The sequence below is a fragment of the Curtobacterium sp. SORGH_AS_0776 genome (assembly GCF_031453355.1).
GTDB lineage: Bacteria > Actinomycetota > Actinomycetes > Actinomycetales > Microbacteriaceae > Curtobacterium.
Genome location: NZ_JAVIYU010000001.1, coordinates 3,287,297 through 3,312,475 on the forward strand (window position 1 = coordinate 3,287,297; position 25,179 = coordinate 3,312,475).

Annotated in this window: 21 protein-coding genes; 13 read left to right on the top strand and 8 right to left on the bottom strand. The window is 71.8% G+C overall.

The window, feature by feature from the left end; all coding sequences use genetic code 11:
- Positions 1-54 precede the first annotated feature (54 nt).
- Both QE359_RS16035 and QE359_RS16040 read right to left on the bottom strand, forming a co-directional pair.
- Positions 55-2,136, bottom strand: coding sequence for a hypothetical protein (locus QE359_RS16035; protein WP_309779925.1), 2,082 nt, complete (start codon positions 2,134-2,136; stop codon positions 55-57).
- 357 nt (positions 2,137-2,493) lie between these two features.
- Positions 2,494-3,057, bottom strand: a complete 564-nt coding sequence (locus QE359_RS16040; protein ID WP_309779927.1) for a hypothetical protein — start codon at positions 3,055-3,057, stop codon at positions 2,494-2,496.
- A 206-nt stretch (positions 3,058-3,263) separates the two neighbouring features.
- Here QE359_RS16040 and QE359_RS16045 point away from each other — a divergent pair, with 206 nt between their 5' ends.
- From QE359_RS16045 to QE359_RS16065, 5 genes are all read left to right on the top strand, one after another.
- Entirely contained in the window at positions 3,264-4,166 is a 903-nt protein-coding gene (locus QE359_RS16045) for an ABC transporter permease (RefSeq protein WP_070418482.1), read from the top strand.
- 4 nt (positions 4,167-4,170) lie between these two features.
- Positions 4,171-5,400: an ABC transporter ATP-binding protein gene (locus tag QE359_RS16050; RefSeq protein WP_070418481.1), complete on the top strand. Its 1,230-nt coding sequence runs from the start codon at positions 4,171-4,173 to the stop codon at positions 5,398-5,400.
- Positions 5,319-6,431 (top strand): glycosyltransferase family 2 protein, encoded by a 1,113-nt coding sequence (locus tag QE359_RS16055; protein WP_309779928.1) that lies wholly within the window; start codon positions 5,319-5,321, stop codon positions 6,429-6,431. Before QE359_RS16050 ends, QE359_RS16055 begins: the two co-directional genes overlap by 82 nt.
- A 74-nt stretch (positions 6,432-6,505) precedes the next feature.
- Positions 6,506-7,681: a glycosyltransferase family 1 protein gene (locus QE359_RS16060; protein WP_309779929.1), complete on the top strand. Its 1,176-nt coding sequence runs from the start codon at positions 6,506-6,508 to the stop codon at positions 7,679-7,681.
- Entirely contained in the window at positions 7,678-8,532 is an 855-nt protein-coding gene (locus QE359_RS16065; protein WP_309779930.1) for a glycosyltransferase family 2 protein, read from the top strand. The genes QE359_RS16060 and QE359_RS16065 overlap by 4 nt, the downstream gene beginning before the upstream one ends.
- 440 nt (positions 8,533-8,972) lie before the next feature.
- Here QE359_RS16065 and QE359_RS16070 read toward each other — a convergent pair whose 3' ends face one another.
- The 3 genes from QE359_RS16070 to QE359_RS16080 are packed head-to-tail and all read right to left on the bottom strand — an operon-like array spanning position 8,973 to position 12,342.
- Positions 8,973-10,841 carry a glycosyltransferase gene (locus tag QE359_RS16070; protein WP_309779931.1) on the bottom strand — a complete coding sequence of 623 codons (1,869 nt, stop codon included), beginning with the start codon at positions 10,839-10,841 and terminating at the stop codon, positions 8,973-8,975.
- 9 nt (positions 10,842-10,850) lie between these two features.
- Entirely contained in the window at positions 10,851-11,714 is an 864-nt protein-coding gene (gene rfbA / locus QE359_RS16075) for a glucose-1-phosphate thymidylyltransferase RfbA (protein WP_309779932.1), read from the bottom strand.
- Positions 11,715-11,733: 19 nt separating this feature from the next.
- Entirely contained in the window at positions 11,734-12,342 is a 609-nt protein-coding gene (locus QE359_RS16080; RefSeq protein WP_309779933.1) for a dTDP-4-dehydrorhamnose 3,5-epimerase, read from the bottom strand.
- An 85-nt stretch (positions 12,343-12,427) separates the two neighbouring features.
- Here QE359_RS16080 and QE359_RS16085 point away from each other — a divergent pair, with 85 nt between their 5' ends.
- Genes QE359_RS16085 through QE359_RS16110 form a run of 6 tightly spaced genes read left to right on the top strand, consistent with a single transcriptional unit; the run spans position 12,428 to position 19,915 of the window.
- Positions 12,428-13,369, top strand: coding sequence for a glycosyltransferase family 2 protein (locus QE359_RS16085; RefSeq protein WP_070418474.1), 942 nt, complete (start codon positions 12,428-12,430; stop codon positions 13,367-13,369).
- Positions 13,359-14,942: a DUF2142 domain-containing protein gene (locus tag QE359_RS16090; RefSeq protein ID WP_309779934.1), complete on the top strand. Its 1,584-nt coding sequence runs from the start codon at positions 13,359-13,361 to the stop codon at positions 14,940-14,942. Before QE359_RS16085 ends, QE359_RS16090 begins: the two co-directional genes overlap by 11 nt.
- On the top strand, positions 14,939-15,925 hold the full coding sequence (rfbB, locus tag QE359_RS16095) for a dTDP-glucose 4,6-dehydratase (RefSeq protein ID WP_309779935.1): 987 nt from the start codon (positions 14,939-14,941) through the stop codon (positions 15,923-15,925). Before QE359_RS16090 ends, rfbB begins: the two co-directional genes overlap by 4 nt.
- Positions 15,926-15,939: 14 nt before the next feature.
- A complete protein-coding gene (gene rfbD, locus QE359_RS16100; RefSeq protein WP_309779936.1) occupies positions 15,940-16,791 on the top strand; it encodes a dTDP-4-dehydrorhamnose reductase in 852 nt (283 codons plus the stop codon).
- A complete protein-coding gene (locus tag QE359_RS16105) occupies positions 16,788-17,726 on the top strand; it encodes an NAD-dependent epimerase/dehydratase family protein (protein ID WP_309779937.1) in 939 nt (312 codons plus the stop codon). The genes rfbD and QE359_RS16105 overlap by 4 nt, the downstream gene beginning before the upstream one ends.
- Positions 17,727-17,785: 59 nt before the next feature.
- Positions 17,786-19,915 carry an acyltransferase family protein gene (locus tag QE359_RS16110; protein ID WP_309779938.1) on the top strand — a complete coding sequence of 710 codons (2,130 nt, stop codon included), beginning with the start codon at positions 17,786-17,788 and terminating at the stop codon, positions 19,913-19,915.
- 124 nt (positions 19,916-20,039) lie between these two features.
- On the opposite strand, the gene QE359_RS16115 is transcribed toward QE359_RS16110, so the two are convergent.
- Positions 20,040-21,218 (bottom strand): glycosyltransferase, encoded by a 1,179-nt coding sequence (locus tag QE359_RS16115; protein ID WP_309779939.1) that lies wholly within the window; start codon positions 21,216-21,218, stop codon positions 20,040-20,042.
- 29 nt (positions 21,219-21,247) lie between these two features.
- On the opposite strand from QE359_RS16115, the gene QE359_RS16120 reads away from it, so the two are divergent.
- Both QE359_RS16120 and QE359_RS16125 read left to right on the top strand, forming a co-directional pair.
- The gene (locus QE359_RS16120) at positions 21,248-22,303 is read left to right on the top strand and encodes a YbhN family protein (protein ID WP_083295289.1); all 1,056 of its coding nucleotides are present in this window, start codon (positions 21,248-21,250) and stop codon (positions 22,301-22,303) included.
- Positions 22,304-22,360: 57 nt separating this feature from the next.
- Entirely contained in the window at positions 22,361-23,503 is a 1,143-nt protein-coding gene (locus tag QE359_RS16125) for a glycosyltransferase family 1 protein (protein ID WP_309779940.1), read from the top strand.
- Between the two features lie 31 nt (positions 23,504-23,534).
- Here QE359_RS16125 and purE read toward each other — a convergent pair whose 3' ends face one another.
- Together purE and QE359_RS16135 are read right to left on the bottom strand one after the other, a co-directional pair.
- The gene (gene purE, locus QE359_RS16130; RefSeq protein WP_071295772.1) at positions 23,535-24,047 is read right to left on the bottom strand and encodes a 5-(carboxyamino)imidazole ribonucleotide mutase; all 513 of its coding nucleotides are present in this window, start codon (positions 24,045-24,047) and stop codon (positions 23,535-23,537) included.
- Between the two features lie 9 nt (positions 24,048-24,056).
- The gene (locus tag QE359_RS16135; RefSeq protein ID WP_309779941.1) at positions 24,057-25,169 is read right to left on the bottom strand and encodes a hypothetical protein; all 1,113 of its coding nucleotides are present in this window, start codon (positions 25,167-25,169) and stop codon (positions 24,057-24,059) included.
- Positions 25,170-25,179: the final 10 nt, after the last annotated feature.

Genomic DNA, 25,179 nt, shown 5'->3' on the forward strand with positions numbered 1-25,179 from the left:
CGGCCGGTGGGGCGCCTCCCGTCTCGCATCGTGGTCCGTCGGACCGTCAGCGCACTACTTCACCGTGATCGTCCGGCACAGCGTGGTGTTCGCTCCCGCGCCGGTGTTCATCGCGTAGACGCAGACCTGCGTGCTGCCCGCCCTGTAGCCGGACACGGTCGTCGAGAACGAGTGGTTCGCGCCGTACCCGCCGTAGGTGGTGGCGAGCGACGCCTTCGCCTCGTTCGCGGTGAGCGACTTCGCGCCGGCGCCGTTCACGTACACGTGCACCTGGATCGGGGACGCGGTGTCCGGGTCGATCGTCCACCCGCGCACCTTGACCTGGCCGGCCGCGGGCGAGGACACCTCGTCGAGCAGCAGGACCGGGTTGCCGGAGGTCATCGCGACCGTGCTGCAGGCGCTGGCGTCCTTCCCGCCCCCGACGTTCGTCCCGACGACGCACACGGTGTGCTTGCCCGGGCCGATGCCGGTGAGCGTGGCCTGGAAGCCGTGCTTCGAGTAGTACCCGGGGTACGCCTTCGCCGCGGTGGCGCTGGCCTGGTCGGCCGTGCCGGTGGTGACCTTCTTGCCGTCGACCGTGTACGTCACACCGATCGGCTGCACCGTGTCGGGGTCGACCGCGTAGCCGCTGACCTGCAGCGAGCCGAGCGTCGGCGACGAACCGGACTCGATCTTCACCTTGGGCGGGCCGGTCGGCGTCTGGAACGTCGTGCAGACGTTGCTGTTGCCGCCGGGTCCCACGTTGATCGCGATGATGCAGAGCTGGTGCTTCCCGGCCGGGACGCTGCTGCGGGTGAACAGGATCGCGTGGTCGTCACCGTAGCCGGGCAGCGCCTTGTCGAGGCCCGCCTTGGTCTGGTCGGCCGTGAACGAGGTCAGGGCATTGCCGTCCAGGTACAGGTGCACGCGCAGCGGGGCGATCGTGTCCGGGTCGGCCGTCCAGCCGCGGATCTTGAGCTTGCCGGGAGCGGTCGACGATGCCTCGTCGATGACGATCCACGGCGAACCGCTCGCCTTCGTCACGGTCTTCGCCCCGAGCTGCGTCCACTTGCCCGTGGAGGTGTCCTTCGCCCACGTGCTGATCGTGTGCTTCCCGGCACCGATACCGCTGATCGTCGCCGAGTAGCCGTGCGCGTCGCCCCAGCCCGGGTAGATCTTCCCGACGTCGGCGCGCGAGGCGCTGGCGGTCCAGGCCTTCTTCGCCACGCCGTCCACGCGGAGCTGCACGGGGATCGAGGACTTCGTGTCCGGGTCGATCGCCCAGCCGCGGACGCTGAGCTTGTCCGCCGCGAGGGTGGCCTGGTCGAGCTTGCCGAACGGTGCCCCGGTCCGGACGGTCACCTGCTGGCAGCCGAGCAGCGCGTTGGCACCGGCGCCCTGGTTGATGCCGAACACGCAGACGTTGTGGCTGCCGCCGGAGATCCCGGTCAGGGTCGTCGAGAACCCATGGCTGGTGTTGCCGGCGCCGAGCTGGCTGCCCAGGTCGGAACGCGCCCCGTCGGCCGTGATGGTCTTCTTGCCGACGCCGTCCACGTAGAACGCCACCCGGATCGGGCTCGTCGCGACGTCGGGGTCGTACGCCCAGCCGCCCACCGTGACCTGGCGGAACCCGGCGGTCGCGGAGTCGACGTGCCCGGCGGGCGAGCTGCCACCGGTGGGCGAGCCGAACCAGTCGGTGTACATGCGCCAGAAGTTCCGGTTGCCGTACGCCGAGCAGCTGTCACCCGTGCCGTAGAGGTTCGACATCGCGGCGGCGTTCGGGGTGTACGGCGTGTAGATGTACAGCCCGGCGGTCGCCTGGTTCTTGATGTAGACCGTCTTCCGACCGCACGCGGCGTTCGGGTTGTAGAGGATCGAGTTGTTGCGGCCGGCCTGGTACGCCCACGACGTCGGCGAGGCCTGGTAGCGCTTGAACTGCAGCGCGGCGGCGTACACCTGCTGGCCGAAGCCGTAGTACTTCGGGTCGCACGGCGCGGTGTCCGGGCACGCGAAGCCGGTGGCGTGCAGGTACATGTAGCTCGTCGGGCTGTTCGTCGTGACGATGCCCTGCTCCTTCTGCAGGAGCACGAGCAGGACCTTCTGGCTGATGCCGCACGCGGCGCCGACCTGCGCGATGACCGTGGCCGCCGACTTCACGCCGCCGTTGATCGCGGAAGCACCGACCGGACACGGCGGCGATGCCGCTCATGTTCTGCGAGAAGTTCTTGAGGCACGCCGGGCCGCCCGATGCCTGCTTGCAGTTCGGCGCGACGCTGTTGAGGAACGACTGCACGGACGACGAGCTCATCGCCGACCCGTTGTAGAAGTTCACGTCGCTGATGATGTTGCCCGGGTCGAAGGACGCGGCGGTCGCTGCCGAGGCGGACGCCGTCGTCGTCTGCTCGGACAGCACCGTGCCGAAGGTCAGGCCGCTCACGGCGACCGCGAGGGCGGCCACGAGGGCGAGGGACGACCGCAGCGGGCGTCGTCGCCCGTCGGTTCGGATGGATCGCATCACGGCACCTCCGCCGTCATCGGGTCGGACGTGGTCGACTGTGCGCCGACCCGGTAGTCGAGGGTGATGGACCAGGTGCCGCTGGACACCTGGGCCGCCGGGAAGGACACCTGCGCGCAGTTCACGGAGGACGCGCTCGCCTCCGCCGTGCTGGTCAGGGTCCGGGTGACACCGCTCTTCGTCGCGGTGAACGTGCACGTGCCCGACGTGTTCGTCGTGCCGGACACGAGTCCACCGGCCTGGAGCGTCCGGCTGCCCGTGTCCCACCCGGCGTACGTGACGACGGCGGTGGCCGGGAAGTCCGACGGGTCGTCGTCGGGCTCGGTCGTCTGGCCGGAGCCCGGGAACGCCGAGGGGCTGTCGTCCGCGTCGTCGGAGCTGCTCGGCGACGGGGTCGACGAGGGGCCGGACGTCGCGGTCGCCGATGCGGTCGGAGTCGGTGCGGCGGACCGCGTGGGCGACGCGGTGGGGTCGTCGTCACTCGTGGCGGAACAACCCGCCGCGAGGAGACTGAGAACACCGACCACCGCGAACGCAGCGATCGGCCGTGACGCGAAGTGCATGCTGACGGGCCGTCCTGTGGATGTTGACAAGGGTCCGGGTTGCGTCAACGGTAACCCCAAAGTGAAGGTTGAGGGTTCAATCCGCGCACATTCACCCCCGCACGGGGGCGGACGACAGGTGTCGCCCGGTCCGCAGCGCGCACCGGCGTCCTGGGTGATGCGGTGAGTATGCTGTTCCGGTCCTGCCCCCACGAACGAAGAGACACATGGTCGATCAAGCCCGCATGGCCGCGCTCGCGAAGGAGCCCCTGGTCGTGGTCGGCGCTCCGACGAGTGCCATCCGAGGAACCTGGCGAGAACTGCGCGACGTCTTCCGGCAGCGCGAGATGCTCGGCATGCTCGTGCGCCGCGACCTCAAGGCGCGGTACAAGGACTCGGCGCTCGGATTCGTGTGGACGCTGGTGCGCCCGCTGACCCAGCTCCTCATCTACTACTTCGTGATGGGGCAGATCCTCGGCGCGGCCAAGGGCATCGACAACTTCGCGATCTACGTCTTCACCGGACTCAGCGCCTACACGCTCTTCAGCGAGATCGTCGCGGGTTCCACCAGCTCGATCGTGGGCAACAGCGGGCTCATCAAGAAGGTCTACGTCCCGCGCGAGGTCTTCCCGCTCGCGAGCGTCGGTGCCGCGCTCGTGAACTACGTCATCCAGTTCGCCATCCTCATCGCCGCGACCCTCGTCATCGGGGTGTTCCCCTGGCACGAGGGACTCGTCTACCTGATCCCCTCGCTGCTCGTCATCCTCGTGTACGGCGCCGCGATCGGGCTCGTGCTCGCGGCCCTCAACGTCTACCTGCGCGACGTGCAGTTCCTCATCGACGTGGGCCTCATGGTCCTGCTCTGGGCGTCCCCCATCGTCTACTCGTACTCGATGGTCGTCCAGCGGCTGAAGGTCGACTGGATCCTCGCGGTGTACACGAACAACCCCCTCACGCTGTCCGTCCTCGGCATGCAGAACGCCATCTGGCTGCACGACCCGGCGAAGGTCGTCTACCCCGACCACCTCATGCTCCGACTCGGCATCGCGTTCGTCATCGGCCTGTTCTGCCTCATCGGCGCGCAGCGCGTGTTCTCACGCCTGCAGGGCAACTTCGCGCAGGAGCTCTAGACCCATGGCCATCAGCACCCCCGTCGCACCCACCGCCCAGCAGCGCGGCGACGAGCGCCCCGACGTCATCGTCATCGACCACGTCCGCAAGCGCTTCACCGTTCGCAAGGACAACACCATCCGCGAGCGGATCGTCACGCTCGGCCGCGCCGGCCGGAAGCACCGCCAGGACTTCTGGGCGCTCGACGACGTCACCGTGTCGATCCAGGCCGGGACCACCGTCGGCCTCATCGGCCAGAACGGCTCCGGCAAGTCGACGCTGCTCAAGGCCATCGGCGGGATCATCCAGCCGACGTCCGGCACCGTCTCCCGCCGGGGGCGGCTGGCCGCGCTGCTCGAGCTCGGCGCCGGTTTCCACCCGGACCTGTCCGGCCGCGAGAACGTCTACCTCAACGCGGCGCTGCTCGGTCTGAGCCGCAAGGAGACCGAGGCGCGGTTCGACGACATCCTCGCGTTCTCCGGCATCGGCGACTTCATCGACACCCAGGTGAAGTTCTACAGCTCCGGCATGTACGTGCGACTCGCGTTCGCCGTGGCCGTGCACACCGACCCCGACGTGCTGCTCGTCGACGAGGTCCTCGCCGTCGGCGACGAGGCGTTCCAGCGCAAGTGCCTCGACCGCATCCGCTCGTTCCAGGAGCAGGGCAAGACGATCATCATCGTCACGCACTCGCTCAGCCAGGTGCAGGAGATGTGCGACCGGGTCGTGCTGCTCAACAAGGGCAAGGTCCTGCACGACGGGGACGCCGTCCAGGCGGTCAGCAAGTTCCGTGACGTGCTCGAGGAGCGCCGGTCCGGCGAGCTCAGCGCCGACGTCGCCGTGGGCCGCGGCACCGTCCTCGGGGCGACCGTCCACGCCGACGGCAAGGAGCACCGCGCCGACGTCCTGCCCGGTGACGACCTCGTCGTGGACATGGAGTTCGAGCACCTCGACGGCGTCGCCGACTGGGAGGCCGCCGTCCAGATCAACAACACCGCCGGGCAGGTCGTCTACGGCACCACCACCGGCATCATGGGCGTCACGCTCCAGCCGCTGCACGGGCGCCGGAAGCTCCGCCTCCGGATCACGGACACGAACTTCGGCACCGGCAAGTACTTCATCAACGTGTCGATGATGGACTCCGCCGGGCGGCACCTGCACGACCTGCCGGAGTGCGACTCGTTCGAGGTCCCGTCGTTCGGCGACGCCGTCGGCAGCGTCTACGCGAAGCCCTCCATCGAGGAGCTCGGCTGACGCCCACCGACGGCGCCTCCCGTACCGCGGTCGTCGTCGTCAACTGGAACCGTGCGGACCTCACGACCCGGGCCGCCCGCGCCGTGCTCGACGACGGCGCGGCCGACCAGGTCATCGTGGTCGACAACGGGTCGTCGGACGACTCCGTCGCCGTGCTCGGCCGCGAGCTGCCCGAGGCGACGGTGCTGGTCCGCGACACCAACGGCGGGTTCGCCGCGGGCGCGAACACGGGCATCCGGCACGCGGACGCCGACGTCGTCGTCCTGCTCAACAACGACGCCGAGCCGGCTCCGGGCTTCGTCGCGGCCCTCCGCGACCACCTCGACGCCGCCCCTGCGGCCGTGGCGGCCGTGACGGGCCGCATCGTGCTCGCCGGGCGCTGGTCGCGCCTCCAGGCCGGTGCCCCGGCCCCCGCCGGACGGGCGTTGCGCGACCACACCGGCCACCTGTGGGTGCCCGATGCCGACGGCGAAGTCCGCCTCAACTCGACCGGCGTGCGCGTCGACCGCGACGGCAACGGCATGGACCGCGACTGGTTCGGCGCGGCCGACCAAGCGGCGGACCGCGACGTGTTCGGGTTCTCGGGCGGCGCCTCCGCGCTCCGGAAGGCCGCGCTCGACGACGTCGGCCTCCTCGACGAGTCGCTGTTCATGTACTACGAGGACACCGAGCTCGCCTGGCGGCTCCGCCGCCGCGGGTGGCGCGTCGAGTACGCGGCCGCCGCGGTCGTCGAGCACGACCACTCGGCGTCGTCCGGCGTGCAGAGCGACCTGTTCGTCTTCCGCAACGCCCGCAACCGGCTGGTCGTCGCCCTGTGGCACGCGCCGTGGCCGACGGTCCTGCGGGCTGCGGTCCGGACGACCGCGCGCGGCCTGGTCGGACTGCGTTCCGGTCGCACCCGACGGGAGGCGCGGCTCGTCCTGGCAGCCCTGGCCGACGTGACGGGGCACCTCCCCGCGCACCTCGCGCGGCGGCTCCGTGAGACGCGGGTCGCGTCCGTCCCGCGGAGCGCCGTGGACCCGGACGCATGAGCGGAGCGGGCTATCCTGGGGACTCCCCCGTCGACGGTTCCGGCCGCGGCGTCCCCGGCCGGAAGGAACCTCGCGTGCCGCAGCTCACCGTCCTCATCGACGGGACCGCGGTACCGCGCAACCTCGGCGGTGTCGGACGTTACGTCGAGGGGGTCGCGTCGCACCTCACCGACCCGTCGCTCGACGTGCACCTCGTCGTCCGGCCCGTGCACGCCGCGCACTTCCGCGACGTCGCACCGCACGTGACGCTGCACACGGCACCGGCGTGGACCGACTCCGTGCCGCTGCGCTTCCTCTGGGAGCAGACCGGGCTGCCGGCACTCGGTCGGCGGATCGGCGCGGCGGTGCTGCACTCCCCGCACTACACGTTCCCGTTCTCGTGGCGCCGCGGCTCCGTGGTGACGCTGCACGACGCCACGTTCTTCTCGAACCCCGAGTGGCACTCCCGCCTGAAGCGCACGTTCTTCACCTGGTGGAGCCGCCGATCGCTCCGGACCCGTCCGGTCGTCATCGTGCCGAGCGCCGCCACCGCGACCGAGGCTGCACGCGTGGTGTCCGGCATCCGTGCGGACGTCCGGGTCGCACCGCTCGGGGTCGACCGGACCGTGTTCCACGAGCCGTCCACCGCCGAGGTCGAGGACGCCCGCATCGCCGCGACCCTCCCGGACGACGCGTCCTGGATCGCGTTCCTCGGCACGATCGAGCCGCGCAAGAACGTCACCGCCCTGCTCGACGCCTACGCCGCGGTCCGCGACGCCCGTGCGGTCACGGGGTCGGACACACCCTGGCTGGTGCTCTCCGGTGCCCGCGGCTGGGACGAGGCCGCGATCGCCCGGCTCGACGCGCTGCAGGACGCCGACCACGTCATCGAGGCCGGGTACCTCCCGCTCGAGGACCTCTCCGGCTTCCTCGGCGGCGCGGAGTTCGTCGTGTACCCGTCCCTCGGCGAGGGTTTCGGCCTGCCGGTGGTCGAGGCGATGGCGGCCGGCGCGTGCGTGCTCACCACCAGGCGCCTGTCGCTGCCGGAGGTCGGGGGCGACGCCGCCGTCTACACCGAGCCCGACACGTCGGCGCTGGGGGCGGCGATGGCCGCACTGCTCGACGACCCCGCACGCGTCGCATCGCACCGCGCCGCCGCACTCCGCCGGGCCTCCTCGTTCACGTGGGAGGCCACGGCCGCCGTGCACGTCGACGCGTACGCCGCCGTCGCCGGGACCGTCGCCGGGGCCGTCGCCGGGGGAACACGATGACCCGGGTCGCGGTGCTCACCGTCACGTACAACACCGGTGAGACGATCCGGCCGTTCCTCGCGAGCATCGCTGCGGCGTCCAGTGAACCCGTGGCCGTGGTGATCGCGGACAACGGCTCGGCCGACCTCGACGCACTGCGGGCGATCGGCGAGTCGTACGGCGCCGTCGTCGTGTCCTCCGGGGGCAACCGTGGCTACGGCGGCGGGATCGACGCGGCCCTCAGCGCACTCGACGACGTGCTCCCCGACGTCCGGCCGGAGTTCCTGCTCGTCACGAACCCCGACGTGGTCCTCGCCCCCGGTTCCGTCGACGAGCTCGTGGCCGCAGCCGACCGGCTGCCGTCCGGCGGGTCGTTCGGCCCGCGGATCCTCGACGAGCAGGGCGACACCTACCCCTCGGCGCGCCAGCTCCCGTCGCTCCGGACCGGCCTCGGACACGCGGCGTTCTCGCGCTTCTGGCCGGCGAACCCCTGGAGCCAGCGGTACTGGTCCACCACCCAGGTCGTCGAGCGCGAGGCCGGCTGGCTGTCCGGCGCGTGCTTCCTCATCCGGACGTCGTTGTTCCGCGAGCTCGGGGGCTTCGACGAGTCGTACTTCATGTACTTCGAGGACGTCGACCTCGGGCAGCGCGTGGGGCTCGCCGGGCGGGCGAACGTGTACGTGCCGACCGCCGTGGTCACGCACACCGGGGCGCACTCGACCTCGTCGAACCGGCGCCGCATGGAGATCGAGCACCACCGGAGCGCCTACCGGTTCCTGTCGCGGAAGTACCGGGCGTGGTGGCTGTGGCCGCTGCGGGCGGTGCTGCGCGTCGGGCTCGCTGTCCGGGCGCGCTGGGTGACGCGCAAGTAGCGCGCGCGGCGCGCTGCGGCTGCGGCTGCGGCTGCGGCTGCGGCTGCGGCTGCGGCTGCGCACAACCAAAACCACGTCGCGCCGCGCCTTCCCGCTGTTCGGCGCGGCTTTGGTTGTGCGGCGGCGCAGGCGCGCCCGCGTCGAACCACGAATCCGACGTCGAACCGGGCGCGCGGCCTGGTTCAACGTCCTGAACGTGGTTCGACGCAGCCGCGGCGCGGCACAACCAAAACCACTTCGCGCTGCGCGTTTCCGCGGTTCGGCGCGGCTTCGGTTGTGCGGCGGCGCAGGCGCGGGCGCGCGGCCGCGCAACGCGCGGCGGCGCGCACGCGTCGAACCACGAGTCCGACGTCGAACCGGGCGCGCGGCCTGGTTCGACGTCGCGAACGTGGTTCGACGCCGCGGGCGGCGCAGCCGCCGCCGCAGCAACCGCGGCGCGCTCAGCGCCGCAGGCGCGCACGCTCGGCGCGCGCGGCGTCGAGCAGCACGCGGGCACGGGCATCGAAGGAGTGCTCGGCGGCGATGCGCGCGGCCACCTCGGCACGCGAGGCCTCGGCGGGCCACGGGTACGCCGGGTCGAGCAGCGCCGCGAGGTCCTCCCGCGACCCCGCCACCGCCAGCGTCGGCACGTCGAGCACCTCGCCGAGCCCGACGACGGGGTCGGTCACCACGACTCCCCCGGCGGCCAGGACATCGAACACCCGGTTCGACACGAACCCCCCGGCGGCCATGTCCGGCCAGTGGTCGTTCAGCACGACACGGGCGGACGCGTAGGCACGGGCGACCTCGGCGCGGGACAACGACGGCGCCCCGAGCGACGACTCCGGCACGACGTCCTCCCACCCGGGCCCGTGCACGCGCAAGTCGGCACCGAGTGCGACCGCGTCCGCGACGACGGGGCGAGCGGCACCGCGGGTGGAGCCGACGAAGACGACGCGGCCGGCGTCGGGCCCGGACGACACGCCCGGGCGGAACACCGCCGGATCGGTCGCCTGCAGCAGCGTCCGGACCGGCACGCCCGCCCGCGCACTCGCCGCGGCGGCCCATGCCGGACCCGCCGCGAACGCCCGGTCGAACGACCGCAGTTCGGTGTCCGCGACGTCGTCCGGGTGGCTGATCACCCAGAGCAGGTTCACGGACGCCGGGTTCGGCGGCACCCGGTCGAGCCCCCGCACGACGAGCGTCACGTCGTCCGCGCCGTCGTCGTCCCGCACGTGGGCGTCGCGGCGGTCGACGCGGACCCGCTGTCCGAGCCGCTCGAGCGCGGCGGCGAGCTCGGCGGCGAAGTGCACATCGCCCCAGCCGTCGCCCTCGGGTCCGGCGGGCGCGGCGATCTTCAGCGACCACGCGAGCTGCTCGGTGGCCGACACCGTCGGGGCCACGGGTGCCACCGGCCGAGCGCCCCACGGCGGCACCGGTGGCCCGGCCACGACCGAGCCGGTCCCGTCGACGGCGCGGTCGCGCCACGCCGAGACGGCGTCGACGGTCGCCGCATCGACGGTGCGCCCCGCCTCGTCCGAGCGCTCGAGCGCCCAGACGAGCGCGACGTCACGATCGGTGCGGTCCGCGACCGCGCGGCTCCAGGCCGACAGCGTGGTGCGTTCGTCCGGGAGGCACGGTGCCGGTACCAGCGCACGTCCGGGCATCGCCAGTGCGGGTTGGTCCGCGGCGAAGACGGTCGCAGCGGCTGCGGTGTCGCGTGCGGTGAGGATCGTCGACCGGAGTCCGTCGTCGCCGGGGACGACCGACGCGGAGTCGTCGCTCCAGGGCAGCGCCCCCGGCCGGAGGAGCCGGGCCCCGTGGCGTGCGGAGCCGTCGGCGAGCCAGACCCGGGCCTGCGCCACACCGTGCGCACCGGCCTCGGCGAGCACCTGGAGGTCCTGGTCGGTGACGCCCACCGTCGAGTCCACCACGACGAGCACGCCCCGCACCCCACCGACGACCCCGGCGTTCACGGCCGATCCGATGCCGTCGACGGCGTCCGGCCGCACCCACGGCACGCCCCGGGGCGACGGCAGGACCGGGGAGGCGTCCGCGACGTAGGCCACGGCACGGACGTCCGCCTCGGGACCGAAGGCGGTCCGGGCAGCGATGACCATCGCGGGCAACCGGTCGTGCCGGTCGGACCGGCTGACGAGGAGCACGGTGACGCCGGTCTGCCGGACCTGCGCCGGGCCGTCGAACCCGGCCACCCGCTCGGGCGGCGCCGCCGTCGCGGACGGGTGTCGCGCCTCCTGGACCGCATCGGGGCCGGAGGGCGTCGCGTCGCGACGGCGGCGTCGACCGAACCAACCAGAGCCGGGCGCCACGGGGTGTGACTAGGCGGCGAGGAGGCGCTGGAGGTAGACGCCGTAGCCGCCCTTGACGAGCGGGGCGGCGAGGTCGGCGAGCTGTGCGTCGTCGATCCAGCCGTTGCGCCAGGCGATCTCCTCGATGCAGCCGATCTTGAAGCCCTGACGGTCCTCGATCACCTTGACGTACTCGGACGCCTGCATCATCGACTCGAACGTGCCGGTGTCGAGCCAGGCCGTGCCGCGGTCGAGGACCTGCACGCCGAGCTCGCCGGCGTCGAGGTAGCGCTCGTTCACGGTCGAGATCTCGAGCTCCCCGCGGGCGCTCGGCTCGATCGTCTTCGCGATCTCGATGACCTTGTTGTCGTAGAAGTACAGGCCGGGGACGGCGTAGTTCGACTTCGGCTCGGTCGGCTTCTCCTCGATGGAGACCGCGGTGAAGCTGTCGTCGAACTCGACGACGCCGTACGCCTTCGGGTCGGCCACGTGGTAGGCGAAGATCGTCGCGCCCTCGACCTCGGTGTTCTTGCGGAGGTTCGTGCCGAGGCCCGTGCCGTGGAAGATGTTGTCGCCGAGGACCAGCGCGACGCTGTCGTCGCCGATGAAGTCCTCGCCGATGACGAAGGCCTGCGCGAGGCCGTCCGGGCTCGGCTGCACGGCGTACTGGATGTCCATGCCGAGGGCCGAGCCGTCGCCGAGGAGCGCGCGGAACTGGTCGTTGTACTCCGGCGTCGTGATGACCAACACCTCGCGGATGCCGGCCATCATCAGCGTCGACAGCGGGTAGTAGACCATCGGCTTGTCGTAGATCGGCATGAGCTGCTTGCTGATGCCCTTGGTGATCGGCCAGAGACGGGTGCCGGAACCCCCGGCGAGGATGATGCCCTTCACGGGTGCGTCCTTTGCTTCGTTACTTCGTCGTATGGAGGGACTCGGTGTAGGCCAAGCACTCCTCGTAGGTGGGGAGCAGCCCTGCGGCGGCAGCCTGCTCGAGGGTCGGTGCGCTGGTGTCCTTCTCGGAGAGGACCGGCTCGCCGAGCCCGTCCGGCAGCGTGAGCCCCACGGTCGGGTCGAGGATCGTGATCCCCTTCTCGCGCTCGGGGTTGTAGTGCGCGCTGACCAGGTAGTTCACCGTCGACTGGTCCTCGAGCGCGACGATCGCGTGCCCGAGCCCCTCGGACAGGTACACCGCCTTGCGGTCGACGTCGTCGATGCGGACCGAGTCCCACTGCCCGAACGTCGGGGAGCCGACGCGGATGTCGACGATGTAGTCGATGAACGCCCCGCGGACGGCGGTGACGTACTTCGCCTGGCTCGGTGCGACGAGGGCGTAGTGGATGCCCCGTGCGACGCCGGCCGCCGAGATCGACATGTTCACCTGCCGCAGGTCGAGCGGGTGGCCGACCGTCTCCTCGAGGACGTCGGCCCGGTACGCCTCGAGGAATGCTCCTCGTGCGTCGCCGTGCTGGACGGGCGTGAACTCCCACGCGCCGGGGATCTTCAGTTCGCGGATCTGCACCGGGGAAGCCTAGCAAGGCGCGAGTTCGCATAGGCTGTCATGGTTCTGCGCACTGCCGACTCCCGAAACGAGACCAAGCGAGCCCGTGAAGCTATTCGTCCAGATCCCCTGCCTCAACGAGGAGAACACCCTCGCCAGCGTCATCGACTCGATCCCGAAGCAGATCGACGGCATCGACGAGATCGAGATCCTGGTCATCAACGACGGCAGCACCGACCGCACGGTCGAGGTCGCCAAGGAGCACGGTGTCCGGCACTTCGTGCACCACACCACGAACATGGGCCTCGCCCGGTCGTTCCGGGACGGCGTCGACTACGCGCTGCTCCACGGTGCCGACATCGTCGTGAACACCGACGGTGACAACCAGTACCCGCAGGCGCACATCGCCGAGCTGGTCCAGCCGATCCTCCGCAAGGAAGCCGAGATCGTGATCGGCGACCGCCAGACCCGGACGATCGAGCACTTCTCCGGGTTCAAGAAGCTCATGCAGCGCTTCGGCTCGTGGGTCGCCTCGCGCGCGGCGGGTCTCGACCTGCCGGACGCCGCGAGCGGATTCCGCGCGTACTCGAAGTACTCGCTCATCCGCCTCAACATCGTGACGCGCTTCAGCTACTGCATGGAGACGATCGTGCAGGCCGGGTACAAGCGCCTGGCGATCGCGTCGATCCCGATCACGACGAACCCGAAGACGCGCGAGTCCCGCCTGTTCAAGAACATCTGGCAGCACATGTTCCAGTCCGGGTCGGCGATCGCCCGCGTGTACCTGATGTACCGTCCGATGGCGCTCTTCCTCTGGGTCGCGGCGATCCTCGGCGCGCTCGGGGCGTGGCCGCTCGTCCGGTACCTCGTGCTCCTCGCGATGCACACCGGCGGCAACCACCTGCAGTCGATCATCCTCGGGGTGGTCCTGCTCATCACCGCGGTGCTCAGCATCGTGATCGGCGTCGTCGCCGACCTCACGCGGCTCAACCGCACGCTGGCCGAGGAACAGCTCGACCTGCAGAAACTCCAGCGCTATGGCGACTGAGGTCACCGCCGCTCTGCCGGTGACCCGGGGGGAACGACGCGCCGTCATCGCACTGACGGCTGCGTTCGCGCTGCTGCTCACGCTGTGGGCCTTCCTGACGCCGATGTTCGCGGCCCCGGACGAGGCAGCGCACTTCGACGCCGCCGAACAGCTCGCGCTCGGCAAGGGGTGGCCGGCGCCGGGCGACATGGACCTGCTCAAGACGACGTACGTCGAGCAGGGGCAGTCCACGAACGTCGCCGCGGCGGACCGTGAGACCGTCGCGCAACTCACCGCGGAGAACCCGGGCAACCACGACTTCGTCAACCAGATGTCGCAGCACCCGCCGACGTACTACGGCGTCGGTGCGGTCGTCCTCAAGGCGATCGGGTTCTTCCACCTGCGCTGGGACATCGGCGTCATGGCCCTGCGCCTGATGGACGTCGTGATGCTGCTCCCGCTGCCGTTCCTGACGTGGGCGACCGTCCGGCGGGTCACCCGCTCGCCGCGCACCGCGATCGTGGGCGTCCTCGCCCTGTTCGCCGTGCCGCAGCTGGCGCAGATCGGCTCGTCCGTCACGAACGACGCGCCCGTCATCGTGCTCGGTGCCGTGATCTCGTGGCTCGCCGCCCGGGCCCTCACCGGCGACCACCGGTGGCGCATCGTCGTGTGGCTCGGGGTGGCCGTCGCCGCGGTGTGCTCGGTGAAGGGCACCGGGCTGCCGACGGTGCCGTTCGTCGCGATCGCCCTGCTCGTCGCCGGCCACGGGACCCTGTCGTGGGGTGCCCGCATCGGCCGGACCGCCGTCGCCGGCGCGATCGTCGCCGCGGCCGGCTCGTGGTGGTGGATCCGCAACCTGGTCCTCTTCGGCACGCTCCAGCCCGACGGCGTGAGCGCCGTCCGCCAGGACAAGCCGTGGGGCCGCGAGACGAGCGCCAACTTCGGCGAGTTCATGAACGTCGAGTGGGACCGCCTCACCTCGTCGTTCTGGGGCCAGTTCGGTGCGCTCCGCTACCCGATGACGCAGATCCTCACGGACTCCCTGACCGTGATCGCCCTCGCCGTGATCGTCGGGTGGGCGTTCCGTCGCACCGCGCAGCGCAGCACGGCGATCGTGCTGCTCGTCCTGCCTGCGCTGACGCTCGTGATCCAGCTGCAGAACAACTTCTCCTCCTACGACGACACGCAGCTCATCGCCGGTGCACAGGGCCGCTACCTGTTCATCGGGCTCGTCCCGCTCATCGCCGTCAGCGCGATCGCGTGGCGGAACCTCGTGACGAGCGCACCGGAGCGCGGCCGCGTCGGTTCCTTCGCGCTCTGGGGCTTCCCCGTGATCGGGCTCTACGGCCTGACGGTCGCCTACCGCGGCTTCTACGAGAACACCCACCTGCAGGTCACGGTCGCCGGTCTCGGTCGACTCGTGAACCTGACGCCCGCCGGCCGGTACGGCTTCGTCGTGGTGCTGCTCCTCGCCGCCGTCGCGGGGGTCTGGGCACTCGTCGAGGCCCGCCGGAACCTGCTGCTCCGGGACGCCCCGCTACACTCGTCCATCGATCCAACGTCACCGACTCCGAAAAGGAACCTGACCTCGTGAAGATCCTCGTCACCGGCGGAGCCGGCTTCATCGGCTCGAACTTCGTCCGTCGCACCCTGCAGGACGCGTACCCCGGACTCGAGGGCGCCGAGGTCGTCGTCTACGACGCCCTGACCTACTCGGGCAACCTCGAGAACCTCGCCCCCGTCGCGGACTCGCCGCGCTACACCTTCGTGCAGGGCGACATCCGCGACGCGGCCAAGCTCGACGCGGTCATCCCCGGCATCGACGCCATCGTGCACTTCGCCGCCGAGTCCCACGTCGACCGCTCGGTCCGCGACTCCGGCATCTTCGTCGAGACGAACGTCGTCGGCACCCAGCGTCTGCTCGACGCCGCGCTCCGGCACGGCACCGAGCGCTTCGTGCACGTCTCCACCGACGAGGTCTACGGCTCCATCAGCGAGGGCTCGTGGGACGAGGAGCGTCCGCTCGAGCCGAACTCGCCGTACTCGGCGTCGAAGGCCGGCAGCGACCTGCTCGCCCGCAGCTACCACCGCACGCACGGGCTGAACCTCTCGATCACGCGCTGCTCGAACAACTACGGGCCGTACCACTTCCCCGAGAAGGTCATCCCGCTGTTCGTCACGAACCTCATCGACGACAAGCACGTCCCGCTCTACGGCGAGGGCAACAACATCCGCGACTGGCTGCACGTCGACGACCACACCCGTGGCATCGCGCTTGTGCTCACCAAGGGCCGCGCGGGCGAGATCTACAACATCGGCGGCGGCACCGAGCTCACCAACAAGGAGCTCACCCAGCTGCTGCTCGACGCGACCGGCAAGGACTGGTCGTACGTCGACCGCGTCGCCGACCGCCTCGGCCACGACCTCCGCTACTCGGTCGACATCTCGAAGATCCAGGCGGAGCTCGGCTACGAGCCGCAGGTGCCGTTCGAGCAGGGTCTCGCCGACGTCGTCCAGTGGTACCGCGACAACCGCGCGTGGTGGGAGCCCCTCAAGGAGCGCGCGGCGCTCGCCTGAGCCCGGACGCCACGATGACCCGCACCCTGATCACCGGCGCCGCCGGCATGCTCGGTCGCGACCTGCAGCTCGCGCTGCAGGGTCGTGACGTCACCGCGCTCGGTCGCGCCGACCTCGACATCACGGACCCCGACGCGGTCGACGCCGCCGTCGCCGGCCACGACGTCGTGATCAACTCGGCCGCGTACACCAAGGTCGACGACGCCGAGACGCACGAGTCCGACGCCGCAGCGGTCAACGCGACGGGCCCGAGGCTCCTCGCCGAGGCGGCCGTCCGGCACGGCGCGAAGCTCGTGACGATCTCGACGGACTACGTCTTCGACGGCAACGGCACCGCGCCCTACGCCGAGGACGCCCCGACGGACCCGCTGAACGCCTACGGCCGGACCAAGGCCGAGGGCGAGGCACACGTCCGCCGGATCGCGCCGGACTCGTCGTACATCGTGCGGACCGCGTGGATCTACGGCGCGCACGGGCCGAACTTCGCGGCGACGATGCTCCGGCTCGCGCAGACGCACGACACGGTGTCCGTCGTGACCGACCAGGTCGGGCAGCCGACGTGGACCGGTGACCTCGCGGCGCGCATCGTCGAGCTCGTCGACGCGGACGCCCCGGCTGGCATCTACCACGGCACGAACTCCGGCCAGGGGTCCTGGTACGACTTCACCAAGGCGATCTTCGCCGAGAACGGGCTCGACCCGGACCGCGTCCTCCCGACCGACAGCGCCGCCTTCGTGCGTCCCGCGCCGCGTCCGGCGTACAGTGTGCTCGGGCACGACGGCTGGTCCCGCGCGGGCCTGGCGCCGATGCGCGACTGGCGCGAGGCGCTGCACGCGGCGACGGCCGCCGGGGTCTTCGCAGCGTGACGGCCTCGTCGACCCCGGCGACGCTCGTCGTCGGCTCCGGAGGCTTCCTCGGGCGCGCCGTCCGTCGTGCGGCGGCCGAGGCGGCACCGGGGACCGACGTCCGCGCGGCCTCGGTGCCCTGGGACGACCAGGACGCCGCGGTCGAGGCGCTCGTGACGGCGATCCGGGGCGTCCGCACGCCGGACTCCCCCTGGCGCGTCGTCTGGTGCGCCGGGACGGGCGTCGTCGCGACCGGTGCGGAGGTGTTCGAGGCCGAGCAGCAGCTCATCGGGCGGGTGCTCGAGACCCTCGCGGGCGACGAGGCCGCCCCGGGGACGCTCTTCTTCGCGTCCTCGGCGGGCGCCGTCTACGCGGGTTCCTCGCCGGCCCCCTTCGACGAGGACTCCGAGCCGGCTCCGCTCGCGCCGTACGGCCGGTCGAAGCTCGCGTCGGAAGCGCGGTTCCGCACCTGGGCCGAGTCGACCGGTGCGCGGCTGCTCGTCGGACGGTTCTCGAACCTGTACGGGCCCGGGGCGAACCTCGGCAAGGCGCAGGGGCTCGTGTCCCAGCTGGCGCTCGCGCACCTCGAAGGCCGGCCGTCGTCGATCTACGTCCCGACGGAGACGACGCGGGACTACCTCTACATCGACGACGCGGCGGCGATGGTGCTGGACGCACTGGACACGACCGAACGGTCGACCGACGCCGGCACCGCCGTCACCAAGATCTTCGCCTCCGGCCGCAGCGCCACCATCACCGAAGTCGTCGCCGCGGTCGAGGACGCCTTCGGGGAACCCCTCGACGTCCGCCACGGTGCCGACCCCTCGGCGACCTACCAGGGCCTCGACCTCCGGTTCGGCTCCCGGGTGCTGCCGACCGTGGACGCCCGCGACTTCACCGACTTCGGCCAGGGCGTCCGCAACACCGTCGACGCCCTGCGTGCCGCCCGGATCTGAACGTCCCCGAAGCCGCGTCCGTTTCCGAGGATCGCACGACAACTCGTAGGATTTCGTCAGTGACCACTGCAACCGAGGACCCGCGCGGACCCGCACATCGCGCTCGGGACACCACCCGCTGGGACATCCAGGGGCTCCGGGCGTTCGCAGTCCTCGCCGTCGTCGTCTACCACCTGTGGCCGAACCGGCTGCACGGCGGGTTCGTCGGCGTCGACGTCTTCTTCGTCATCTCGGGCTACCTCATCACCGGCCACCTGCTGCGCGAGCAGCTCTCCACCGGCCGGATCCGACTCGGGCAGTTCTGGTCCCGGCGGGCGAAGCGGCTGCTGCCCGGCGCGTTCCTGACGATCCTCGCGACGGGCGCCGCGGTGCTCCTCGTCGTCCCGAGCGCCCTCTGGTCGCAGTACGGTCGCGAGCTGATCGCCTCGACGGTCTACGCGCAGAACTGGGAGCTGGCGGCCAGTTCGGTCGACTACCTCGACGCCGACAACCAGGCCTCGCCGTTCCAGCACTTCTGGTCGCTCTCGGTCGAGGAGCAGTTCTACATCGCGCTGCCCCTCCTGCTGCTCCTGCTCACGCTCGTCGTGCGGAAGCGCGTCTCCCCCGTCACCACGGCACGGATCCTGCTCGGCACGGTCGTCGTGGTCTCGCTCGTCTGGTGCATCGTGCAGACGAACACGAACCCCGGCGTCGCCTACTTCTCGACGGCCACCCGCGCGTGGGAGTTCGCGCTCGGCGGGCTCGCGGCGACCGTCGCGCTCCCCGCACCGCGCACGGTCGTGGCCCGGTCCGTCCGCTCGGGTGCCGCGATCGTCGGGGCGCTCGCGCTCCTCGCCTCGCTCGTCGTGATCACCCCGACGACGCCGTTCCCCGGCATCGCCGCTGCGCTCCCGGTCGTCGGCGCGACGCTGATGGTGACGTTCGGTGCCGGCACGCTGTTCGAGCTCCTCGGCGCGGTCCGCCCGATCGCGTTCGTCGGGCGCATCTCGTACTCGCTCTACCTGTGGCACTGGCCCCTCGTGGTCATCGTGCCGATCTGGCTCGACCACCCGCTCGGCTGGAAGAGCAAGCTCGCGGTCCTGGTGGTCTCGCTCGTCCTCGCGGCGGTCACGACGGTGTGGTTCGAGGAGCCGCTCCGGTTCTCCGGCTGGGTGCGCACCCTGCGGCCGCGTCGTGTCGCCGTCCTCGGCGTCGTCTGCACCGTGGTCGTCGCGGCACTCGGCGTCTCGACGCTGACCGCAGTGCACGTCCAGGAGGTCCAGGCCGCGACCTTCACGAAGCGCCTGCAGGACGGCGAGGTCTCGTGCTTCGGGGCTGCGGCGCAGATCAGCGCAGCGAAGCCGTGCGTGGACCCGAAGCTCGCCGACGTCCGTGTCCCCGCGCCGTCCGCCGCCAAGGAGGACGACCCGAACCCGTCACCCGACGAGCCGGACCCGAACATCAAGAAGTGCTGGAGCGGCCGCTTCGAGACCTGCGTGCTCGGCAAGACCACCGGCTACTCGAAGCACCTCCTCGTCATCGGCGACTCGCACAGCAACACCCTGCTCGGCGTCTACCGCGACCTGGCCGCGAAGAACGACTGGCGGATCGACCTCGCCGGCATCGGCGGGTGCTACCTGACGACCGCGCACCAGCAGTCCCTGAGCCCGGCCTCGGGTCGCGGTTGCGACCGCTGGAAGCAGCAGGCGATCGCGTTCGTCAAGCAGCACCGGGACGCCGACGCCCTGATCGTCGCGCACTCGACGACCCAGATGCCGGTGGACGCCCCCGAGGGCCAGCAGCGCGACGACGCCACCCGCGCCGGACTCCTCGACGCCTGGCAGCAGGCAGCGGGCGACGACCTCCCCGTGATCGCGGTCCGCGACAACCCGGTCCCCCGACGCGACGTCGTGGCGTGCGTGAGCCGGATGACCGGCCCGACCGACTCGTCCTGCGACAACCCGCGGTCCGTGGCCCTCGCCCAGACCGACTCGTCGGCCGAGGCCATGGCGGCGTTCACCGCCGCCGGAGGCACGGGCAGCGTGCTCGACCTGACGAAGTACTACTGCACGGACACGACCTGCCCGGCCGTGATCGGTGGCGTGCTCGTCTACCGCGACACGAGCCACATCACGGGTACCTGGGCGAAGTCGCTGGAGCCGTACATCGACCAGCAGCTCAAGCAGAAGCTCGCGTCGTTCTCACGGTGACCTGATGCGGTCCAGGAGGCGCGGTGCGGGCCCGCACCGTCCCTCCAGACACGGCCGTCACCCCGCTGGCGCGGTGCGCCGGTACCGGCTGGTGGGGCCCCCTCCTGACCCGCAGGGACGCGCGTCAGCGGCGCGCGGCCGCCAGCAGTCCGCGGTACCGGTCACCGACGGCGTCCACGGTGTGCGCGGCCGCCGTCTCGGCCGCGGCACGGCCGAGCCGCTCGGCGAGCTCGGGGTCGGCGAGCAGGCGGTCCACGGCAGCAGCGAGCGCCGCGGCGTCGCCGGGCTCGACGAGCAGGCCGTTCACGCCGTCCTCGATGACGTCGACGATGCCGGGCACGGCCGACGCGACGATCGCGCACCCGGCGGACATCGCCTCGAGCAGGGCGACGGGCAGGCCGTCGCGGTCGCCGTTGGCGGCGGGGACGGACGGGTAGAGCGCGATGCGGGCCTTGGCGTACTCGGACGCGAGGTCCTCCTTGCCACGGGCGCCGAGGAACGTGACGGCGGACCCGGCCCGGGCCTCGAGCTGCGTGCGGAGCGGACCGTCGCCGACGACGGCGACCTCGGCCGGCTGCTCGGCCATCCGGTCGAGGGCGTCGAGCAGGACGATCGCGCCCTTCTTCTCGACGAGCCGGCCGACGAAGAGCACCCGGCCGGGGACGCGGGTCTCGCGCGCCACCGCGCGGGTGATCGGCTCGAGGTCGACGCCCATCGGCACGACGTGCACCTGGTCGTCGCGGGCGCCGAGCTTGCCGAGTTCGCGCGCCATGTCCGTGCTCATGCAGGTGACCGACGCAGCGCTGCGGATCACGGAGCGCTTGACCCGCTGGAGGACCGGGTTGCGCAGGGCGTACAGGTCGCCGCCCAGCGTGGTCACCACGCGGGGCAGGTCACCGAGCACGAGCTGGCCGACGGCACCCTGCGGGATGATCCAGTGCAGCAGGGCGACGTCGGGCTGCGAGCGCCGGCGTTCCCGGCGGAGCGCGGCGGCCATCGAGCCGAAGAAGAACGGGACCTGGAGCCAGCGGGACTTCTTCGCCTTGAGGTTGTCGACGATCGCGCCGTCCGCCAGGTCGCGCCACCGGGCCGGGAAGTACCCGTACCGACGGACCTCGACGTCACCGATCCGCTGGTGCGCGCGGGCGCCCTTCGTCATCGGGGCGACGACGACGACGCGGTACTCGTCCGAGAGGGCGGTCGCGAGGTCGAGGACGAAGCCGGGCGTGCCGTCGCCGGCCTCGGCCGGGAAGGTCGACGCGGCGACGAGGAGGGTCGGACGGGGATCCGGATCGGGTCGCATCCAGCGCGCTCCCTTAGAGTTGTCGGTCGATGGACGCACAACAGCCTACGGGGTCGGCCGCAGGGTCACCGGACCCGCTCGACACCTCCTCCGACGTCGCCACGGGCGCGGTGCCGACGACCGGTCGGCGCGCTCGCGTGCTGACCGTCGTGAAGTGGGCTGCAGCGGTCGTGGCCGTCGTGTTCCTGGTGTGGAGCATCGCGAAGCAGTGGGACGACATCGCCCGTGACTTCGTGCGGCTCGACGCCCTCACGGTGGTCGTCGGCATCGTCTTCACCATCGTCGCCCTCGTCGCGAACATGCTGTCCTGGCGCGCGATGATGGCCGCCAGCGGGTACCGGGTGCGCCTGGCCGCGGCGTCCTCGATCTTCTTCGTCGGGCAGCTCGGCAAGTACATCCCCGGCGGTGTGTGGTCGATCGCCGCCCAGGCCGAGCTCGGGCGTGCGCACGGACTGCAGCGCACCGGCAGCGCGGTCGCAGCGCTGGCCTCGATGCTCGTCAGCATGGTCACGGCCGCGGTCGTCGGGATCGTCGCCGTCCTGCTCGCCTCGTCGACCGGGTTCGCGACCTTCTGGTGGCTCATCCCGGTGATCGTCGTCGGCCTGGTGTGCCTCACCCCGCCCGTGCTCGGTCGGCTCATCGCGATCGCCTTCCGGGTGCTCCGCCGCCCGCCGCAGGACACCACGCTGACCTGGTCCGGCACGGTCATGTCGCTCGTCTGGTCGCTCGTCATGTGGATCGCGTACGGCGTGCAGGCCACGGTCGTGCTCCGGGTCTTCGGCGCCGACTCCCCGACCCTGTTCCCGGTGGCCGTGGGTGCGTACGCCGTCGCCTGGCTCGTCGGCTTCATCGTGGTCATCGCCCCCGCCGGCATCGGCCCCCGCGAGGGCATCCTCGTGCTCCTGCTCGGCAGCGTCGCCGGGGGTTCCGCCCCGCTCGCGCTCGCCGTCATCAGCCGGGTGTTCATGACGATCGGCGACGTCGTGCTCGCCGGCGTCGGGGCCGCCCTCGCCGCCCGGCACCGCCGCGTGACCGCCGCCGCCACACCTCGCTCCGGCGCCCCGGTCCCTCCCCGCGCGGACTGATATGGTCGGCTTCCGGCCGCGCAGTGCGCACCACAGCACCACGAGGAGGCGCACCGCATGACAACACTCCACGTCGTCGTGGACCAGATCGTCGCCCCCGTCCCCGGCGGCATCGGTCGGTACGCCGAAGAACTGACACGGCACCTCATCGCGGGTGCCCCGGACGGTGCCGACGTCGCCGGCATCGTCTCGGCGGTCGGCAAGGACGAGCTCGCGCACATCCGCACGCTGCTCCCCGGTCTCGGCGACCTGGACCGCCTGGCGCTCCCCCGCCGTGAGCTCTCGCTCGCGTGGCAGGGCGGCTTCGTCGGCGGCGTCGGACGCGGCATGGTGCACTCACCGAGCGTGCTCGCGCCCCTCGTCAAGCACGACCGGTTCAGCGATCCGGGCCGGCAGACGGTGGTCACCGTGCACGACACCGTGCCGTGGACCCACCCCGAGACCCTCACACCCCGCGGCGTCCACTTCCACCGGGCGATGGTGAAGCGTGCGTGGAAGCACGCCGACGCCGTCGTCGTGCCGACCCACGCGGTCGCGGCGACGCTGAACGGCATCCACCGCTTCGACGAACGGCTCCGGGTCATCGGCGGGGCGCCGAGCGGGCGGCTGCGGACCCCCGTCGACGCCGACCTCCGTGCCGAGCGGCTCGGCCTGCCGGAGCGCTACGTGCTCGCGGTCGGCACGCTCGAACCCCGGAAGGGCCTGCAGTACCTGATCGAGGCGATGGCACACCCGGACGCCCCCGCCGACGTCCCGCTCGTGATCGCCGGCCCGGACGGCTGGGGCGACGTCGACGTGTACGGCACCGCGGAGCGCGCAGGGTTGTCCCGCGACCGCGTGAAGGTGCTCGGCCGGATCGTCGACCAGGACCTCGCCGTGGCGTACGACCGGGCGACGGTGTTCGTGTTCCCGAGCCTCGCCGAGGGGTTCGGGCTCCCCGTGATCGAGGCGATGAGCTTCGGCACGCCGGTCGTGCACTCGGACGACGACGCCGTGCGCGAGGTCGCCTCGGACGCCGGTGTGACGGTCGCCCGCGATCCCCGCGACTCCTACCCCGAACGACTGGCGCAGGCGGTCTACCAGGTCGTCAACGACCCGCTGCTCGCCGGGCAGCTGGCCGTCGCGGGTCCGGACCGGGCGCGCATGTACGACTGGAAGGACTCGGCTGCCGAGACCTGGCAGCTGCACGCCGACCTCTAGCGGTCGGTCCCTGCTGCCGGGGTGCCGCCGGCTAGAGCGAGTCGCGCAGGCGCTGCGCCTTCTCCTCGACGAGCTGCTCGAGCCCCTCGGCGTACTCGCCGAGGCGCGCCGCGATCGCGGGGTCGGCCGAGCCGATGATGCGCGCGGCGAGGAGCCCGGCGTTCGCCGCTCCGTTGATCGCCATCGTCGCCACCGGGATGCCGGCGGGCATCTGCACGATGGACAGCAGCGAGTCGAGTCCGTCGAGGCGCGCGAGCTGCACGGGCACGCCGATCACCGGGAGCGTCGTCATCGAGGCCACCATGCCCGGCAGGTGCGCCGCCCCACCGGCGCCGGCGATGACCACGCGGATGCCCCGGGCAGCGGCGCCGCGGGCGAACCGCGTCATCTTGTCGGGGGTGCGGTGGGCGGACACGACGTCGGCCTCGAACGGGATGCCGAGTTCGGTCAGCATGTCCGCCGCGGCGCGCATCGTCGGCCAGTCGGAGTCCGACCCCATGATGATCGAGACGAGCGGCTGGACGGGGGCTGCGGTGTCGGTCACGCGACGAGCCTAGTCGAGCAGAGCGGACCGCCAGGCGTCCCCGTCGTCGCCGATCGTCCGTTCGTCGCGGACCCAGCGGGCGGCTACGGCGTCGGCGGACCCGGAGGCGACGGCGCTCCGGACCGCGTCGCGCCAGGCACCGACGTCGTCCGGCACGGCCACGACGCCGTGCCCGCGCGCATCCCGGTAGGACGGCCGGTCGGAGACGACCGCGGGGAGCCCGAGCGCGGTGTACTCGAGCGCCTTGAGGTCGCTCTTCGCCCGGTTGAACTCCTCGTCCCGCAGCGGAGCGACGCCTGCGCGCCAGCGCTGCCGGTGGTCGACGAGCCAGCGGGCGAACGCCGGGTAGTGGCCGTCCGGCACCTCGACGCGGCGGTACCAGCCGGGATCGTCGGCGTCCTCGGTCACGCCGATCACCTCGAGGCGGATCGGCGTGCCGTCGGGTGCGGTCAGGTCCGTGAAGACGTCCCGGAGCAGCTCGAGGTCGGCGCCGTGCGTGAGCGTCCCCATGTAGAGCACCCGGTGCTCGTCGGCGGGGCGAACGTCGTCGGCGGCCGGCTCGCCCGGGGTCCAGATCGTCGGGTCCAGGGCGTTCCGGACCACCACGACCCGGTGCGCGAGCGGCCGCACGAGCGCTGCGAGCTCCTCGGTGCTGACGACCACGAGGTCGGCGCCGCGCACGAGGGCGTCGATCGAGGCCAGCCGGTCCGGGTCGTACTCGGCCCGGGCCAGACGGTCGCGGCCGGAGTCCGTGAAGAAGTCGTCGTCGACCTCGGCGGCGGTCCGGGTCCCCCGCTCGGCGGCAGCGGCCAGGAAGGGTGCCACGAGGTCCCGCGGCAGGGCGTCCCGCTGCACGAGGACGGCCCGGTAGTCGGTCGTGTCGGTCCCGTCGACGAACGCGGCGGGGTCGACCTGCCGGACCTCGGCCGCACCGGTGCGCGCGACGTGCTCGGTGCGACGGACGACCCGCACGTGGGCCGAGGCGGGGTGCGCCCCACCGCCCCCGGCCACGACGTAGCCGAGGACCGGCAGTCGCACGGGTTCCGTGACCGGGGCCGACCCCGCCCCGGTCAGGGAGCGACGGAGTCGACGGGCGGCACGGCGGACGAGATCACGCGGCATGCGCCCATCC